Genomic DNA, 17,102 nt, shown 5'->3' on the forward strand with positions numbered 1-17,102 from the left:
ACAAATCATATGGCAGGATATCACTATTTTCTCATTGTTCATCTTTCCGGATTTGCATTATTTACCGGTGCTTTGGTAAGCGATATCATTATCCACAATCAGTTATGGTCTAACCGGCAAACAGATGCCACTCTTTCTAAAACGCTTCTATCAACCACTACGAAGTTATCCCGGCTGATGGGGGTTTCCCTGGGTATTACACTCCTGGCCGGCATTGTTATGATGAGCAAAATGCACCTTGTATACGGGCCACAATCGTGGATAAGAATCAAGATCTCCCTGGTTGTAATACTACTGATATTAAGAGTATTGAACAGTCGTAATAATAAACGGCTCAAAGAAAAGATACTGGTCAATCCAGTCCTGCCACATGCTTCTTTAAAGTACAGGATAACCGGTTTTCAATGGCTGCAGTTACTGCTGGTAGCAGGTATCATAATATTAAGTGTAAAAAAATTCAATTGATAGCATAGCCTTTGCATTTATTGCGCATATAAGCGGGTAATCTTCGTTTATTTTTATCTAAATTGGCTGTAGAAAAAGACAGCTGAAATCATGAATCACAAGATCATTACAATTTTTCTACGCCTTGCTCTTGCTGCAGGGCTTTTGTCTGCGGTAGCTGACAGATTTGGGATCTGGAACAAAGAAGTGGCAGTATGGGGAAACTGGAACGCTTTTTTAGAATATACGCAGACACTCAATCCCTGGCTTCCTGTTGCAGTTATTCCTGCTGTTGGGATCATTGCAACAGCAGCAGAGATTGTATTTGGTCTGGGCCTGCTCATTGGAATCAAAACAGAGATTTTTGCCAAACTCACAGGATTCTTATTGCTATTATTCGCCTTGTCGATGAGCTTTTCCACAGGTATAAAGGCTCCATTGGATTTTTCAGTGTTCGCCGCCTCAGGGGCAGCATTCGCGTTAGCTTTACTGACAGCAAAACGAAAAGAGGCTTAATGGCTTGCATGGCTCAAATGAGGAACAGATATTGATCAATTTCTTACATAAATCTCTAAAATCAGGTACGGCTCCCAGGGCCATCGCTACAGCCGCTTTCCAACCTTCCCTTGAGTTATTGGCCAGCACTTTTATTTCTTCAATGACCTCTATTGGGGAAAGAGAATATTGATAATAATTATTGTCGTTAAACTTATGATCATAAGAAAAGGAAAATACCCGGTGACAATTTTGAAACTCTCCATCCTGATCAATTTTGTCGGTATTAGAGCCATGGTTTGCAAACCTGCAAATAATATGATCATCAACCATACTGCCATTGTCTTCACAAATCCTTTTGAGCAAATAGAAATCAAATGGCTGGGAGTAAGTCTTGTATTCCATCCCACCAAAGTAATATTCATCTTTATCGTTTCACCTCCGGTATAGCTGAATTCTCCAATCAAAATATCCTGCTCCAGCTGCGGATTATTTTCATACCAGATCGAAGATAATGACCTGCCAGATGACTCTTCCTGGATGTTTATTTTCAAGCCGTTGTCACAACGGATAATCTTCAGCATAATCTTTTCAATCATAAGCTGATTATCAGATAAGATTCGGTGAAGAAATTTACATTTTTCTTTATTCAAAAATCATTTTCGTCTCTTTTATGATCAACCTATTACATAAAGAAACCTATTCAATGAGTGGGTTTCCTGTTTGAATTTCCTGCAAATCCGTTCATTGCCTCAATATTTTTTCTATTTTCTTTCCCTTGGCCAGTTCATCCACCAGTTTATCCATATACCGGATCTTTTGCATGAGTTTATCTTCAATTTCTTCAACCCGGTAACCACAGATCAAGCCCGTAATTTTAGAAACATTAGGATTCAATTGCGGGGCCTGCGTAAAGAAAGTCTCAAGATCAGTTTTCATATCTATCTGCTGCTGCAGGCTTTTCGCATTATGTCCCGTAAGCCAGCATAGTACCTCATCCAATTCAGATTTTGTGCGCCCCTTTCTCTCTACTTTTTCGATATACAGGGGATAGATATTTGCAAACTTCATTTTGAACACTCTGGCATTATCCATTTTTCCAGATTTTGATACTCGAAATTAATTATTGTGCAGGGTTTGAGACCTTAAAATAAAAGAATTCCGCTGAATTTTCAACCTGGAAAAGAAAAATCCGACAGCTGATATTTTTAGAAAATCACCAATGCCGGTCTACCCACTGGCTTCAACATTCGACTTCAAAACAATGGCGCAGGAAATCCCGCGCCGTTTTGATAGCCCTAAACCTGATTGCCCTTATTGAATCAATATTTTTGTACGAAATCTTTGTCTTGCTACAGAAGACTGATTAATTCATCCTTCTGACGTAAAATTGATCATCCTGTACCATCACAAAAAACTTATTCAAACGAAACGGGGTGAATTTCAAATAAAGCCTCAGGAAAGGAAAACCGATATAGGCAACCGTAGAAAATAGTACTGCTCTGATCTGCGTTTAACCGGGCCTGATACCATTACCTGTCGAACCACTTCTTGAAAGCAGGGGCTTTTTCCCGACTGATATCCCACTGCATTTTCAGGGGTTGTTTCAGAAAAACAGTCAGTTTTTGATTTTCGTGCAGTTGTATGCTCTGTATTGCATCCATATGTATGATGGCCTGCCTGTTGACACGGTAAAATAAGGCTGGGTCCAGCAGCTCTTCAATTTCATCCAGTGTAGTGAAATCGAGAATATGTTTTTCGCCGCCAAATGTCAGGATATAATTCAGGTTTTCGCGGTAAAAACAGGCGATGTCTTTGGATTGGACAGGGATCCATTGCTGACGGTGATTCACGATGAATTTCTCTTTGTATCCTGGCTGATGCAATCCGGAATTGGTGATCACTTTCAATAGCTGCTGAATATCCTTCGGATACTGGCTTCTGCTTTCTACAATTACACGGCATTTCTCGATGGCTTTCTGAAGATCATCTGTATCAACAGGCTTCAGCAGGTAATCCACACCGTTAGATTTGAAAGCACGGATGGCATATTCATCGTATGCAGTGGTAAACACTATGGGGCATTTCAGATCATACCGTTCAAACACCTGGAAGCTGACGCCATCACTGAGTTGGATGTCCGCGAATACGATATCCGGTTCACTGTTTTCCATGAACCATTTGGTTGCAGTTTTCACGCTGGGCAACACTTCCACAATTTTCATATCAGGCGCCACCTGGGCAATTTTATCGATCAACTGACGGGCAATAAGCTTTTCGTCTTCCATTATTATTGCATTCATAGCAATTCAATTTTTTCATTTTTCTATAATAAGGGTACGGTGATTGTGAAATATTGTTCATCTTCCGTGATCAGCAGGGGACGGGAACTGAGGAAAGCATACAGGGATTGCATGCTGGCCAGCCCCTGCTTATTGCTGGTTTCCACAAAACTTTTCTTTTGAAGATTATTACGAACTACCAGGTTATCATCTTTTACAAAGAGATCGATCACCAGCGGGGAGTCACTGTCGGCTATATTATGCTTGATAGCATTTTCGACGAGGTTCTGCAGCGTAACGGGCGCAATCTTCCTGTGGAGGTATTCTTCATCGATTTCGATATTCACCCTGATGCCATCTTCAAATCTTGTTTTCAGCAGGTGGATATACAACTGAACAAATTTCAGTTCTTCATTCAACGGAACCACTTCATTTTCCCGGTTCTTCAGGATATACCGGTACACCTTACTCATTTTGTCCAGGAAATTGACAGCCATTTTTTGATCAATTGTGATCAGGCTGCTGAGTGAGGTAAGTGAATTGAAGAGGAAATGAGGGTTCAGGTGTTGTTTCAGATTTTCGTACATCACAAGAGCTTTCTCTTTTTCCAGTAACTGTGCTTTGCTTTGAAGCTCGCCCAGTCTCCTGGTATTGCGGATCCTGTTCTTGTAAACGAGGTAGAATATTATTAATACGAGGGAAAGCGCGAGCCAGGGGAACCACCATTTCTTGAAGAAAGGCGCAGCGATATGGATCCTTAGACTGGTTTCCATCGATTGCCAGTTTCCATCGCGCGCAACTGCTTTAACAGAAAAAGTATAATTGCCTGGCCGGAGTTGATTGTAGTTCGCTTCAAAATCGTTACCTGCGCTGCGCCATTGGTCTTCAGCGCCATCCAGCCTGAACAGCATATCATAAGGGTAAGCTTCTGCATCGGTAAGCAGTCCGAATTTCAACCGGAGATTGTTCTCTTCAGGGGCCAGGTGCAGTGCACTGTTATGTTCCGGAAAAAGCAGACTGTCGTTGATCTCCACCTGGCTGATGTTGGGCTGGTTGATCACTTTGGCGGAACTCAGCCGGTCAGGAAAGAACTCCACGGCATACCCGGATAAAGTTTCCACAATATTCCCGTTGTTCAATCTGATCATCCTGTTCTGGTAGCCATAATTGTTATTGGCCAGCGGTAATGTGAATTTATAAAACCGGTCGAATGCCGGATTGAAGATAGCCACCTGATTAAAAGTAGCGCACCATATCTTGTTCTGCCCGTCTGCCTTCAGAGCCATTACGCGATCTATTTCATGCGTCCAGCTTCTTTGTATTCCTGTTTTGGTATCATAAAAGTAAAGTCCATCGCCGGGTTTTGCAGCCCAGAGATTTCCGTTGACATCCACCTCCAAAGCGGTGTAATAAGCGTATTTCTCTTTTACACTTTTGGAAATCCGGAATAGCTCCGGTTGATTTTGCCGGTTGATCCTGCTCACCCAGTCGTGCCCATTGACAACCCACAATGGCGATCCCTGTGCAGAGGCCATGATTTCCGATTCCGGCGGATGTCCATCAAAGCTGAGTCCGTCAGGGTACTTTACCTGGGTGGCTTTATTGGTAAAGCAGTTCCATTCAACAAGGTTATATCTGTCTGAGAAATAATAACTGCTGTCGTTGTATTGATGAACAACAGTGAACAGAAGTTTATGGAAGGGTGGGGGCAGGTTGAAAGGAACGAAATTATCTTTAGCCGCATCATATCGCCAAACACCGTTGGTGGTGGCGATAACCGGTTTGCCTTTCACAAAGCATATCTGGTGTATGCCAGTAGGTTTTTCGATATTGCGGGCAGCGATAAATTTTTCCGGTTCGTATTTCCTGTAACCTGTTTTTACGGGATCATATCGAATGAGGGCGGGCGCATCAGTTGATATCCACCAGGAGCTGTCCATTTTGTTTTCCGCAATCCAGTGTATGGAAATATTCTTACTGCCATGTACAAGTGAACAAATGGAATGCACTTTGTAGAAAGAGCGGTCAGGATTACAAATACTGATACCTCCAACTGTACCCAGCCATATGTTACCATCAGTATCCTGCATGGCTGCCCAAAAGAAATCACCTGCAATACTCTTGGTAGTTTCATTGGAATGACTGATAGGAGTGATTGTATTGGACCCAAGATAATCCAGGGTGAACATTTCATAATTCCAGTTACAGACCCAGAGCCGATGGTTCTTGTCTTCCAGGATGGTAGCGCCAAGCCCGCCTGTGATGGCGGGTTTCAGCTTCCTGGTATATTTCACTTTTTTTGTCAATGGATCAAAGGCCACCAGTTGCTGGTCCTTATTGTCGTAATACCAGAAATGACCAAAGGGAGTAGCGGAAAGGGCTGCAGCGCTATGTCCGTTGAACAGTGAATATCCCTGATTATTGGAAACGTTCAGCCATTGCTGTTCCTGAATGAGGTAGCACATGAGCCCTTCTCTGGTAACAAGCCAGATCGATTTCTTATCCGGTCCGGCAACCATTCCATTTTTCCTGATACTGTTATCTGAAAACGAGATTCCATTATTCCTGTTTTCCTGAATTTTCCTGAACTTTCTTTCTCCGGTGGGAAGATGATAGAACCCTTTGAGGGAGCTGGCCCAAACGGATCCGTCTTCAGTACAAAGAATACTGAAGGTATTTGCAACTACCGGCGAATCCGAGATCTGGTATTTTCTGAAACGGTTATCTTTCCGGTTCCAGCAAAACACGCCATAATCTGTTCCTCCCCATATATTCCCATTTTTATCCTCTGCAAGAGCGTGCACCATATTATGCGGGAGACTGTTGCTGTCCTCACTGCTATGATAACTGTAAAAATGCCTTCCGTCATAGCGATTGAGACCATTGAGCGTGCCAATCCAAAGGATACCACGACTATCTTTCAGGAGACAGTTGATAAAGTTGCTGCTGAGGCCGTCCTTTTCTGTAAGATGATGGAAAACGATGTCCGGCGTTTGGGCCGCAACGGTAGAAATGACCAGCCTGGAACAGAAGGCCCAAACCATCAAAATGCGAACGACATGCATATTTCCGAAAATAAGTACAAAACCCCGGGTTGCAAAGTGAAAGGAATAATCCGGGTGTGGATCCAAATGAAATGTAGTAAAAATGAAATGAACCGTATTCCGGGAGAAACGGAATCATACGCTTTCCTGTCACTGTTACCCTGAACCGGATTCAAATCCTGACTAGTAAACAGTTGCTTATACTGCCATCAACCTCAATGATGTGCAAGCAGGGTTTCCACCGACCTTATATGATCGTTGAGATTGAAGGGCAGGTAGTCAGAAGTCTGAATAATAATCACTCCACTCAACAGGCGCAGGATTGTTCAGGAAATATGCGATACGCGTTTGCGAATCTAGTTGCAGGCCTTGATTGTGAAGGGACATAATATACTGCTCACCACTCCCCATTCTCCAGAACATATCATTCGGGCTGATCTCTGGAAATCGCATCCAGGGCGGAGGTAACAGATCACTGGTATCTTTCACCGTTCCGTACTCCAGGAAAAAGTCCCGAACTTCCATCAACGCAAAGCCTAACAGGTTGGTTCCGGGCCATGCATATGGTTTATCGATCAAAGGGGAATCTTTTGCAATCCCGGCTCCCCAAATCTTATCAAGCGGACTTGCTTCCACCAGAACCCTGCTGGCTGTACCAAGCAAAAAATCCAGCAATGCCTTTTGCTGATTGAATTTGTGAATATTCCCCAATTTCACAATATCGAATTTCGCTGCATTCCAAACCAGATCATCATATCCCATTATTTGTCTTCCAAGATCCTTTGCCTCTCCGGGTTTTTCAGACCCGATTATTCTTTGAAAAATTCCTCTATCGCCAAACAAATTCGCCTTTTGAGCCATCATCCAATGCTCTGCAGTTTTGTACCGAATTCCATTGACGGTAAATGGGCTCGGGTACCATTGACTGAAACACTCTTTGCCCACATTGACTGGGGAATTTGACGTGTGACCCCAGAAATTAATGTACCTAGGGTGTGTGCCAGATTCGGTTTCATTGATCAACCATTCGATATCATAGTGCTTATATCCTTGCAGAAGATCCTTTAATTCCATTTTTTCAATTTCTATTATTTCATTCCTCCAGGAAAGATATAAAAATTGGACAACGTAATTCCACTTATAATAGCCATTCCATTTAACAAATCCCTGCTTGTTGTGATCATTGTCCAGAATATTTTACCAGGTCGATACCCACCCCGTTCGGATCACGGATGGCGAAATGCCTGTCGCCCCAGGGTTCATCACGGATCCCGATCATGATTTCCACATTCTTCTTTTTCATTTCTTCATAGAGCGTATCTACATCATCCACCTCAATGGTCAAATATACTCCCTGGCCGCCAAATGCAGTCTGGAACAAGGGTTGTTGTGAAGGGTGATTGGGCAGCAGGAAGCTGAGCTCGCTGGTATGCCCTGGCGTATGCATCAGCAGATAGAATTCATTTTCAAAGGTTATACCAAATCCGAGAATCTCTGTATAGAAGGCTTTGGTGGCTGCCAGTTTTTCTGTTATTATACCTGCATTCAGTTTCATGATCGTTTGTTTTGTTTTCTCCACAAAGTTGCGATAAGCCAGCTTGTTGTTATTGTAAAAAACGGACATTCTATCTTCCAAAAGCCTTCGAAGGTGTTACACCATAAAAATTCCTGAATTCCTTGATGAAATGTGCCTGATCGTAATACCCCACATCGAAGAACAGTTTGTTGTTGCGAAGGCTTTGCGTACTTGGTTTGGCGCGAAGGATATTCTGAAATCGCACTACCTTACTGAATGTCTTTGGCGTATCGCCAATATAGAATTCAAACAACCGGCGAAGTTGACGGGGACTGATCCCGGTATTCAGATCCGCTTCCACATTCAATACGCCTGACTGCTGCAAAATGATGCCGATGGCCTCATACAGCCGGTTATCCTCATCAAACTCTGCCGCCAGGATCACTTTCGCAAACCAGTTATCGAACAGCCCAGACATCTCTGTAACGTTCATGTCTGAGTGAAATCGGCTGGCAATGAATCGGGCCGTTTCAGGAACAACAACATTCAGTTCCTCATACCTGTTACTTAACGTAGATGCATCAACGCGGAATAATTGGGGGAACATGGTTGGAAGAAACCGGACGCCCACGTAATGGAACTGATTGCCGATCGGAAACTCGGTGTATTTTTTGCAGAATCCCATCACCCAGTTCTCTGCAGGGTTTCCTAGTTCAAAATAAATATCGATACACCCATCCGCCACCACACGATAGATGAATGCTTCATTCAATGGAGCCAATGTTTTCAACTCCCAGTAACAGTAAATATATTGCTGAAGCGAAGGATGGGGAAGGAATTCCAGGTAAGCGACATTGTCAGCGGACTGCTTTACCGTCGGCTGAATGGGGATGTACAGGTTCCTGATACTTTCAATGGCATTCACTCCTGCAAGATACGCGATGGTCTTCTTATTCAACAGGCAGGCCAGCTTCTTTCCATGCCTTGATACCACCGTCCAGATGCGCAATATTCTCGTATCCCATTTCTTTCAAAGTACGGACTGCAAGCGCAGAACGCCCACCAGAGGCGCAATGCAGGATGATCCGGTTACTTTTTTCGAATTCCTGTTTGTGATAGGGTGTGGATTCATCTGCGTAGAATTCGATCAGCCCACGGGGCGCATGCACAGAACCTGGGATCTTTCCGATACTGCCGATCTCCTCGGTTTCACGGATGTCTATCAAAGTAGCGCCCTGTTTCACTTCTTTGTTCACCTGAACAGGTGTCAGGTTCTCTGCTTGTAGTTTAGCTTCTTTTATAAGTTCTGCTGCTGTTTTTGCCATTATAACCGGTTTGATGGTAAATGATTGGACTTAGAGCCGGAATTAAGAGGGGAGCGTTTTCGGGTCCTGGTGGGTGCGGATAGGGAAGTTACACTATTTTATGATAGAAAAATGGAAAAGAAGAAGCCATCCCTCCCGGGATGGCTCTTGCACCACAATACAACTATTGGTCTACGTTAGTTGAACACCGGTAGCGCCGGAAAATAGAAATATTCGTAAGAAATTGTTTTCGTCAGACTCCCGTTGGTACTGTAGAAGTACAGTTTGTTGTACTTATAGTTTTGTCCATACCCTGACTGCACAGCGGTTACCACCAGATTATGCTGACTGGGATCATAGCGAACGCCGGCCCCGTAGAATTCCTGATTGGCAGGCAGGGTGGCGAGTGGGGTAGATAAAGAAGCCAGGTTACCAGGGATATACTTGTACAATCTGTTACCACCCGCTCCCCAGGAATTGGTACGGGCAAGGTATACGGCCGTATCGATGGTAGAGCAGGTAACAGTGCCTTCATTCCACGCAAACCAGGGATTCCCCAATGAGAATGGCATGGTAATGCGCGTTGTGTCCAGTGTGGTCACATTCAGTCTCGCGAGTGTGCTGCCACCGGCAATCCAAAGGCTGCCATCGGAAGTCTTGCACAATCCCTGCTGAAGCCCTGCAATCTTTTTCACGATCGCTTTTGTTGTTGCATTGAGAATGATCAGCCCTTCAGATTGCGAAAGGATAAAAATGTAATTACCTTCTTTGCGCATGGTGCCTGTTTCACCACTGATGCCGCTTAGTTTGGAGCCAACTGATAATGGAGAAAGGTTCAGGTTGTACACTCCGTCCAGTGTACTGATCAGTCCTGTTGTGGAAGTAAGACCCAGGAAGGCGCGGCCATCTGCAGGTAAGGTTGCGATCCTGCCGGTTTCCACCAGCGTTTTGGAATCGGTAACCACCAAAGGCCCCTGCTTGGCCATGATGTACAGTTTTCCATCCCAGACTGCGCCGGACTGTGTGGTCACGCCAAGCTGATTACCGGGATTTTCGAGTTGATACACCATCTGTTCGATGGTATCCCTGCCGTACTTGTAAAAATTCACATTGCCGTTGTCGTGGCCGAACCAACCTTCATTGATTAGGATGATGCCGTCCTCATACTTTCCCGGCGTCAGTAGTGCTTTGCCTTCGGAAGGAGCAGAAACAAGTTGGTCTTTTTTACTGCAGGATGCAATGGATACTACCACTGCAAGGGCTACCATGCCCCGTAAGATGTAATGGCGGTTGTTCATATCTGATAGTTTGGTGAAAAAAAACAAAACCAATTACATACCTGATCCAACAACGCCTTGTAAAAACACCGGTATAGCCACGCAACCCCAGCTCCGGAAGAGCGGGAACAAAATGGCAATACAGGTAGAAAGCTGAATAGATGGCATCAACTCACTGCTTTTGACCCGAAAGCTATGAATCAAGTATGAAGCCTCTGGCAGGTCTCCTGGCTCGTTCCATTTTCGGATGCCTTCCCATCATTGCTGACAGTGGCTTGAAGATCCGTCAATCCATGAGCTTACTCATGAAGGAACTTACAGTTGCGGGACAGCTCCGGATTCCTTCCTTTCGGAAGCCACCGGATTCCCTTTTAATCATTACCGGATGCGGGGTAATGAACCAAAGACTTTACAAATATAGGCAGGAGGAATCAGTTCTTTTGCAATTTCCAGAAAGAGATGGTCCTTCTTGTTTCAAACCCCATGAACTCATAGAGTTTTACCGCGCGTTCATTCGTATCCAGAACATGTAAAAATGGGATGATGCCTTTGGCGTGATTTGCATTGCAGATTTTGATGATCAGGTGCTGCGCATACTTGCGACCGGTATATGCGGGATCTGTGCAGATGGCGCTAAGCTCGCTCATACCGTTCACGCGCATACGCTCTCCGGCCATGGCCACCAGCTTTCCATCCTGCCAGATGCCATAATAGTCGCCCAGCTGATAGGTATCAGGTGCAAAATAACCTGGCTGCACCCGTTGCACCAGATCGATCATGTCTTGCTTCTGGCCTTCGCCCAATGGCAATATCTCCGGTGCATCAGGAAGAGGAGTAATGGGTATATGATTGATCATTTGCAGACAGGTGAGCTCTGCCAGTATGATCCAGTTTGGAGGAAGTGTTGGAATGGAGCCGATTAGAAAGAATATTTCCCCGGATTGAAGTTGCTGGTCCAGTAGTGGCAGTTGATCCTTATGCTGATGATCATAGGCCGCAAACGGAAGGTTATTCGTTTTATATCTTTTTACTTTTCCATTTCCCGTGGAAAAGGATTGCTGCGGGCCGGTCAATGCAAACCATGCAGGATTATCCAACTGATAATATAGATCTGAGCTCATACCTCCATAAACAATCAATGACCATGAGGGTTCAGTTTTTTCTAAAAAAGGATCAGTAACCGATCACAGGTTTGAGCTTTCCCCACAATTCATTGTCGAAGCTGGAGACTGCCAGCTGTACGTTTCCGGCAGATTCCCCCATTCTGATCACTACCAGTTTTTGTGAAGGGACTACATAGATCTTCTGATCGTTCTTGCCGAGTGCACAAAACATATCGGATGGCGCATTCGGAGCCAAAGCTCCGTTGAAAACCACCTGCAGGGTGGGGAGCATGTATTTCGTTTTTCCATTCAACCAGGTAAGATAACCATATGAAGGATTGAGTTGCTGGGAACTGTTGATCTGGGCATTGAAGAATTCCTGGTCTTTCAGTATCTCCGTCTCACCCCATTTTCCTTTATTGAGCAGCAGCAGTCCGAAGCGCGCCATGCTTCTGGCATCGCTTCCATACACATTGTTATAGCCGCTTTTCAGCCAGATGCCTTTCATGCCGATCCTGTCCCTTATTTTCTGTTGGAAATAAGTCTGAAAAGTTTTGCCGGTTGCCGCTTCGATCACCTTATCCATCAGCGTATATGGTGCATTGTGATAGGCCCAGCGGGTGCCTGCATCGGCTTTGCGCTTGAGACAATCGGGCGTGGTGCAGTCACTGTCGGCCACGCCATCATCCAGTCCGGTTGTCATGGTGAGCTGGTGACGAATGGTGATGAGGTCTTCTTCTGCAGTTGTAAGTGATGTCCAGCCTGTGCCGAGATACTTTGAAGTTTTATCGGAAAGCCTTAGTAAACCTTCTTCCTGTGCAATGCCCGTTAGCAGGGCCGTCATGGTCTTGCCGGCTGAAGCCCAATACCAGTCCGAGCTCTGCGTAAAGGTTCCGAAATATTTCTCCAATACTATTTTTCCATCCTTTAAAACGATAAAGGCTTTTGTACTTTTTGCATCCAGGTAAGTGTACAATTGATCAATGGCCGGTTGGTTCCATTTCAGTGAAGCAGCGCTGGTGGTTTGCCATTCCGTTCCGGATACAGGCGGAAAATACAAAGCGGCAGAATCAGGAGGATTTCCTTCATCGCCGCTATTATCTTTTTTACAGGAGAAGATCAGAAATAATGGAATCGCCAGCAGCAGTTGGTATTTCGTCATAATTGCATTTTCTTGTTCTATCGGACGGGAATCAGTGTTTACGGTTTAATGCACTTATAACGAAAATTATTATACCGCATTGTGGATCTTCTTCAATTGATGGATATGACGGGTAGTATGATAGCCGATGAACTTCAGCCATTCGTAGCGGGTAAGCGTTCCCCAAACCGGCATTTCAAAATCCAGGCAGATGGCAAAGAGATCCTTATCACGGATGGACTGCATATGCTGGTCGCGGATCCCTTCAATAGTTTTAACCTGTTCATCCCTGTTATAATCCCTTTGTTCAGGTTGAAGGAAATCAGGCGCCTGCATTTTTGTATCGAAATTCAGGAAAGCAGAACGGGTCATTTCATCTTTCTCGGAATAGAGCCGGTCTGTATCCATGGTATACTGATCAGGCAGTCCGCCGGTGGCCTGAATGATATGGTCCACTACCTGCGCGGGGCTCCAGCCGCCGCTGAACGGCCGCTTGTTGTAGTCCTTTTCTTTGAAAGACAGAATAGTGGACAAAAGGTTTTCATACAATGCACCGTACTCTTTTGCCAGTTCTTTCCGGTGCATGTCCTGCACTTTATCATCATCCAGGGTAACCATACAGATCATATTCTTTTCATCCGGATATTCTTCCAGGCAATAGCCATCGTGGTCCACACGCGGGTCTTTCACCAGGTGCTCGAAAGTTTTCTGGATAGATGGGATATTATCCATGAAATTATGGATCGTGCTGCTGAGGAAGAGGCCCTTTTTGATCACGAACCTTTCAAACCTGTCTGTAACAGGCTGTTCGCCGGGAGCAAGGCTCACAGCGGCTTTGTATTCGATCTCACCGTTCACGGGGCGGGAAATGCCAAAGAAATGCCGGCCCTCGGAAGAAGGATAGATCTGGTGGAGGAGCTGGTGCGCCTTGAGCACACCCTCAGGGAAAGAGGCTGCGGTATTACAATAAACGGTGGTGGCTTCAGTTCTAGCTATGATTTGCATGATCATTCGTTTTATGAACATAAAATTGAATGATTTCAGCTGCAAAGTAGGGGTATGAACGCGACTAATACTGTTCATTTTGCGACAGAAGCTGGAACACAGGTTGCTGCGATTGCCAGTGTGCCCGTCCGGGTGGCTGCCCGGGTGAGTTAGAAATGCGGGAAAATCACTCACACCACTGGTGCGCAGGATCCGCATTGACTACAACCCATTTTTTGCCCAGCACTACTAATGAGCAAATCATTGTCAGCACACGCGTATTGGTTTACCTGTACCAAAATCTTCCTTGCAGGTACAACTGGTGTGGGGAGGGATAAAAATGTAATTCAGAAATAACGGTTGGAGAGAGCTGCATTCAAATATACGAAATTAATAATGCGAAAGATTTTATTTTAAAGTGTGTTGACCACCCCATTATTGTTCTTTCATCTTTGGCACCATCCAGATGATCAGTACGCCCAGAAGGCTCATCAATGCAAAAGACCATTGGAGGCTGAATGCTTCTGCGATGAAACCCACTACGGGAGGAACAATGAGAAAACCGAAATATCCGACTGTGGAAACGGCTGCAATGGCAGGACCGCCGCTCATATTCTTTACCTTGCCAGCCATGCTGAACACCATTGGCACCACACAGCTCACGCCAAAACCAATAAGGATAAAACTGAAATAAGTAGTAATGGTCCAGGGAAGGATAGCCGCCATCAGCAGGCCGGTGAACATCATGATACCACAATATCGCAGGAGGCTTTTAACGCCAATGGCATTGGCCACTTTATCCCCTAGAAAACGGCCGAGCGTCATCGCCACCATGTACACGGCATATCCGGCAGTAGCCACTTCTTTGGAAGTACCCACCGCTTTTTTCAGGTAGATGGCGCTCCAGTCATACATCGTTCCTTCACAGGCCATACAGGCAAAGCAGATGAATCCATAAGCCAGCATGGAACGTTGCGGCAAAGCAAAACTCTGTTTTCGTTCATGCGCCGCCGGTAGTTGCTGCACTGTATCTTTGAAATAGACTATCGCAAGCGTGGAAAGCGCAATACTCACTGCGGCAAAATGCCAGTGGGGCAACACGCCCCAGTTCACCATCAGCGCACCGAGCGCGGCAGCCAGAAAGCCTGCGATGCTCCAGATACCATGTAAAGATGCAATAATGGATTTCGGGAATAATGCCTGCACGGCAATGGACTGCGCATTGGCCGAGATATTCATCAGGTTGCGCGAAGAGCCGAAGAAGAACAGCACGGTGGCGAACTGCCAGGTCTCTGTTACCTGTCCGATCAGGCACATCATGGTATTGAACATGAGTGCGCCTGCCAGCATAATATATCGGCTGCTGAACCTGCGAAGCAGGAATCCGGTGAGCGGGAGAGTAGCCATCAGTCCTGCCGGCATCGCAAAGAGCACCGCGCCCAGCTCCGCTTCATTCAGGTGCAGTTTCTGCTGCAGCCCGGGGATACGGGACGCCCAGGTGGCAAAACCAAAACCTGAGAGAAAAAAGAAAACAGCTATAGCGATACGGGCCTTCCTGGCGGATTCACTGACCGGGGCTTCAACCATACTTTCGGTTCTTTGAAGCTGCGAAGGTAAAAATTCATCGTCATATGACCCGTATCGCGTACACAAATGGCTGCTTATGATCGTTCGTTCTGTAACTGCGATGGCTTATTGAATGGTCTCTTTCAGCTCGCCACAGTTCAGCATCTTATCACCGAAATAAGGATTCCTGATTTCCTTTATTCCACTTATCCAGTAAGCGCCTTTATCGTTCAATGCCATGGGACAATAATCAACATACAATTCCCCACTGCCCATGCCGGCCTTTTTTACCAGGCCTATCAGTTGATTGCTGAGATCGGAGAATGCAGCTCTTTGCGATTCGATATCTTTTGCACCTGCGATCTTTGCAGCAGATTTGCCAAGTGCATCTGCATTCTTCATTTCTTTGGCGCCGGCCTCTATAGCGTTAGCCGCAATCTTAGCCCTTGCCAAATCACTTTCCACCAGGGCTTTGGAGAGGGAAGAATATTGCTGGTAAACTGCATTCAGCAGATCGTCCTTTACCTGCGCAACAGTTGCAGTTCCTGCAGCAGGCGCAGCTTTTGCGTGATCCTGCCCTGAATGATCTGTACTGTCAGTTTGTACAGTTTTCTCTTTTTCTCCTGCATTGCCGCAGGCCACGAAAGTGAGCATCGCCATCAGTGCGAATGCAGTCAGGATCTGTGTTTTCATGATCTTGTTTTTATTGTTTTAAATGATTTATCAATGATTGTGTGCAGCCATGGGGTCGGAGCCTTTTTTCAGAATGAATTCGCTGTACAGGAGATAAGCGCCCGTTACCACTACCGTATCACCCGAAGCGATGCCTTCCAGGATCTCCACGCGGTCAGCATTCTCTATTCCTGTTTTTACCCGCCTTGGTTCAAATTTTCCTTTACCGGTCTGTACCCATACATGCGCGCCTTTCCCGTTGCGGATCACTGCATCCACCGGTAATGTGAGTGCATTGCCATCCCCCTGAACGGGTAAGATCACATTAGCCTGAAGGCCAGGCTGCCAGCGGTTTCCGGGGTTGGCGATCTCACCACGCACCTGCATCAGCTGGCTACCGCTCTGCAAAGCCGGACTGATAAAGTTGATGGTCATACGCTGTGGCTCCTGCTCATATCCTGACACCAGCACCATAACGGTCTGGCCTGTACGAACCAGCGGCGCTTCAGCCGGATAGAGATCGGCTTCCACCCATAATTTCCCGTAACCTTCCAGCCGCATAACAGGACTTCCCTGGGATACATATTGACCTTCGGTTACAGACAACTCCGCAACCATTCCGTTGCCGGTAGCAAAATAGTTCACGTAAGGATCCACTTTGCCGGATTGCAGCAACGCTGCCAGCTGCGCATCGGATTGATCATAGAGTTTGAGTTTTTGCTTCGCCGCTTTTCCGATCTCACTGAAACGTGCATTGCCCGGAAATTGCTTCGCCTGCGCAACAGCCATCAGGTATTCCTGCTGAAGTGCGGATAATTCTTCGGAATAGATCCGGTACAATAGTTGTCCTTTTTCCACTTTCACACCTGTCTCCCGCACATACAGGTTCTCCACTCTTCCTGCAACGCGGCTGCTCATGAACATGGTTTGTTCAGGGTTTGTAACGATGCGGCCATTCAGTGTTCTCGAATTGTTCATGACTGCACTGCCCGCGACTACGGTTGTAATGTTGGCCAATGCAATCTGACTCTCGCTGAGCGTAAGGCTTGCCTCTTTATTGTTCTTATCGAACAATACCAGGTCCATACCACAGATAGGGCAGGTGCCCATTTTGTTCTGAACTATCTGCGGATGCATCGGGCAGGTATAGGTTTGCACCACAGCAACGGTTGTATCGTTTTCCTTTTTTGTTGTTTCTCCGCAAGCAGCCAGGAAGACTGCCGGCAGCAATCCGGCAAACGCCATCAACTTCACGAATTGTTTTCTTTCCATAA

At 45.8% G+C, this 17,102-nt stretch carries 17 protein-coding genes and 1 riboswitch; of the genes, 2 read left to right on the forward strand and 15 right to left on the reverse strand.

Translation table 11 applies throughout. The features are described from left to right. Positions 1-9: 9 nt before the first annotated feature. Positions 10-465, forward strand: coding sequence for a hypothetical protein (locus FSB84_RS22655; protein WP_130540143.1), 456 nt, complete (start codon positions 10-12; stop codon positions 463-465). A gap of 90 nt (positions 466-555) precedes the next feature. Beyond that, complete coding sequence (locus FSB84_RS22660) at positions 556-960, forward strand: DoxX family protein (RefSeq protein WP_130540144.1); 405 nt, start codon at positions 556-558, stop codon at positions 958-960. On the opposite strand, the gene FSB84_RS22665 is transcribed toward FSB84_RS22660, so the two are convergent. The 15 genes from FSB84_RS22665 to FSB84_RS22735 all read right to left on the reverse strand — a co-directional run bounded on the left by FSB84_RS22665 (position 931) and on the right by FSB84_RS22735 (position 17,100). Further along, on the reverse strand, positions 931-1,344 hold the full coding sequence (locus tag FSB84_RS22665; RefSeq protein ID WP_130540145.1) for a hypothetical protein: 414 nt from the start codon (positions 1,342-1,344) through the stop codon (positions 931-933). The genes FSB84_RS22660 and FSB84_RS22665 overlap by 30 nt on opposite strands. A gap of 339 nt (positions 1,345-1,683) precedes the next feature. Continuing rightward, positions 1,684-2,034, reverse strand: coding sequence for a DUF2200 domain-containing protein (locus FSB84_RS22670; RefSeq protein ID WP_130540146.1), 351 nt, complete (start codon positions 2,032-2,034; stop codon positions 1,684-1,686). A 437-nt stretch (positions 2,035-2,471) separates the two neighbouring features. After that, complete coding sequence (locus FSB84_RS22675; RefSeq protein ID WP_130540147.1) at positions 2,472-3,242, reverse strand: LytR/AlgR family response regulator transcription factor; 771 nt, start codon at positions 3,240-3,242, stop codon at positions 2,472-2,474. Between the two features lie 23 nt (positions 3,243-3,265). After that, positions 3,266-6,286 carry a ligand-binding sensor domain-containing protein gene (locus FSB84_RS22680; RefSeq protein ID WP_130540148.1) on the reverse strand — a complete coding sequence of 1,007 codons (3,021 nt, stop codon included), beginning with the start codon at positions 6,284-6,286 and terminating at the stop codon, positions 3,266-3,268. Between the two features lie 258 nt (positions 6,287-6,544). Further along, a complete protein-coding gene (locus tag FSB84_RS22685) occupies positions 6,545-7,339 on the reverse strand; it encodes an NADAR family protein (protein ID WP_130540149.1) in 795 nt (264 codons plus the stop codon). A gap of 106 nt (positions 7,340-7,445) precedes the next feature. Beyond that, a complete protein-coding gene (locus tag FSB84_RS22690) occupies positions 7,446-7,901 on the reverse strand; it encodes a VOC family protein (protein ID WP_225979866.1) in 456 nt (151 codons plus the stop codon). Beyond that, positions 7,891-8,775 (reverse strand): AraC family transcriptional regulator, encoded by an 885-nt coding sequence (locus FSB84_RS22695; RefSeq protein ID WP_225979867.1) that lies wholly within the window; start codon positions 8,773-8,775, stop codon positions 7,891-7,893. The genes FSB84_RS22690 and FSB84_RS22695 overlap by 11 nt, the downstream gene beginning before the upstream one ends. Continuing rightward, the gene (locus FSB84_RS22700) at positions 8,732-9,106 is read right to left on the reverse strand and encodes a rhodanese-like domain-containing protein (RefSeq protein ID WP_130540150.1); all 375 of its coding nucleotides are present in this window, start codon (positions 9,104-9,106) and stop codon (positions 8,732-8,734) included. The genes FSB84_RS22695 and FSB84_RS22700 overlap by 44 nt, the downstream gene beginning before the upstream one ends. Before the next feature lie 176 nt (positions 9,107-9,282). Continuing rightward, positions 9,283-10,383, reverse strand: a complete 1,101-nt coding sequence (locus FSB84_RS22705) for a DUF5074 domain-containing protein (protein ID WP_130540151.1) — start codon at positions 10,381-10,383, stop codon at positions 9,283-9,285. Between the two features lie 179 nt (positions 10,384-10,562). Continuing rightward, a riboswitch (cobalamin riboswitch) is annotated at positions 10,563-10,782 on the reverse strand. An 11-nt stretch (positions 10,783-10,793) separates the two neighbouring features. Further along, a complete protein-coding gene (locus FSB84_RS22710; protein WP_130540152.1) occupies positions 10,794-11,483 on the reverse strand; it encodes a GNAT family N-acetyltransferase in 690 nt (229 codons plus the stop codon). Between the two features lie 52 nt (positions 11,484-11,535). After that, complete coding sequence (locus tag FSB84_RS22715; RefSeq protein WP_130540153.1) at positions 11,536-12,627, reverse strand: serine hydrolase domain-containing protein; 1,092 nt, start codon at positions 12,625-12,627, stop codon at positions 11,536-11,538. A gap of 69 nt (positions 12,628-12,696) precedes the next feature. Then, positions 12,697-13,611, reverse strand: coding sequence for a DinB family protein (locus FSB84_RS22720; RefSeq protein ID WP_158644069.1), 915 nt, complete (start codon positions 13,609-13,611; stop codon positions 12,697-12,699). 414 nt (positions 13,612-14,025) lie between these two features. After that, a complete protein-coding gene (locus tag FSB84_RS22725) occupies positions 14,026-15,177 on the reverse strand; it encodes an MFS transporter (RefSeq protein WP_130540155.1) in 1,152 nt (383 codons plus the stop codon). A gap of 105 nt (positions 15,178-15,282) precedes the next feature. After that, a complete protein-coding gene (locus tag FSB84_RS22730) occupies positions 15,283-15,849 on the reverse strand; it encodes a DUF3347 domain-containing protein (RefSeq protein WP_130540156.1) in 567 nt (188 codons plus the stop codon). A 30-nt stretch (positions 15,850-15,879) separates the two neighbouring features. Continuing rightward, positions 15,880-17,100, reverse strand: a complete 1,221-nt coding sequence (locus FSB84_RS22735; protein ID WP_130540157.1) for an efflux RND transporter periplasmic adaptor subunit — start codon at positions 17,098-17,100, stop codon at positions 15,880-15,882. Positions 17,101-17,102: the final 2 nt, after the last annotated feature.

Origin of the sequence: Pseudobacter ginsenosidimutans (assembly GCF_007970185.1) — a bacterium.
Classification (GTDB): domain Bacteria; phylum Bacteroidota; class Bacteroidia; order Chitinophagales; family Chitinophagaceae; genus Pseudobacter; species Pseudobacter ginsenosidimutans.

What these genes read in the sequence shown, in the direction of transcription:
- FSB84_RS22655 (WP_130540143.1), top strand. Translation starts at nt 10, where the DNA reads ATGGCAGGATATCACTATTTTCTCATTGTTCATCTTTCCGGATTTGCA.
- FSB84_RS22660 (WP_130540144.1), top strand. Translation starts at nt 556, where the DNA reads ATGAATCACAAGATCATTACAATTTTTCTACGCCTTGCTCTTGCTGCA.
- FSB84_RS22665 (WP_130540145.1), bottom strand. Translation starts at nt 1,344, where the DNA reads ATGGAATACAAGACTTACTCCCAGCCATTTGATTTCTATTTGCTCAAA.
- FSB84_RS22670 (WP_130540146.1), bottom strand. Translation starts at nt 2,034, where the DNA reads ATGGATAATGCCAGAGTGTTCAAAATGAAGTTTGCAAATATCTATCCC.
- FSB84_RS22675 (WP_130540147.1), bottom strand. Translation starts at nt 3,242, where the DNA reads ATGAATGCAATAATAATGGAAGACGAAAAGCTTATTGCCCGTCAGTTG.
- FSB84_RS22680 (WP_130540148.1), bottom strand. Translation starts at nt 6,286, where the DNA reads ATGCATGTCGTTCGCATTTTGATGGTTTGGGCCTTCTGTTCCAGGCTG.
- FSB84_RS22685 (WP_130540149.1), bottom strand. Translation starts at nt 7,339, where the DNA reads ATGGAATTAAAGGATCTTCTGCAAGGATATAAGCACTATGATATCGAA.
- FSB84_RS22700 (WP_130540150.1), bottom strand. Translation starts at nt 9,106, where the DNA reads ATGGCAAAAACAGCAGCAGAACTTATAAAAGAAGCTAAACTACAAGCA.
- FSB84_RS22705 (WP_130540151.1), bottom strand. Translation starts at nt 10,383, where the DNA reads ATGAACAACCGCCATTACATCTTACGGGGCATGGTAGCCCTTGCAGTG.
- FSB84_RS22710 (WP_130540152.1), bottom strand. Translation starts at nt 11,483, where the DNA reads ATGAGCTCAGATCTATATTATCAGTTGGATAATCCTGCATGGTTTGCA.
- FSB84_RS22715 (WP_130540153.1), bottom strand. Translation starts at nt 12,627, where the DNA reads ATGACGAAATACCAACTGCTGCTGGCGATTCCATTATTTCTGATCTTC.
- FSB84_RS22720 (WP_158644069.1), bottom strand. Translation starts at nt 13,611, where the DNA reads ATGCAAATCATAGCTAGAACTGAAGCCACCACCGTTTATTGTAATACC.
- FSB84_RS22725 (WP_130540155.1), bottom strand. Translation starts at nt 15,177, where the DNA reads ATGGTTGAAGCCCCGGTCAGTGAATCCGCCAGGAAGGCCCGTATCGCT.
- FSB84_RS22730 (WP_130540156.1), bottom strand. Translation starts at nt 15,849, where the DNA reads ATGAAAACACAGATCCTGACTGCATTCGCACTGATGGCGATGCTCACT.
- FSB84_RS22735 (WP_130540157.1), bottom strand. Translation starts at nt 17,100, where the DNA reads ATGGAAAGAAAACAATTCGTGAAGTTGATGGCGTTTGCCGGATTGCTG.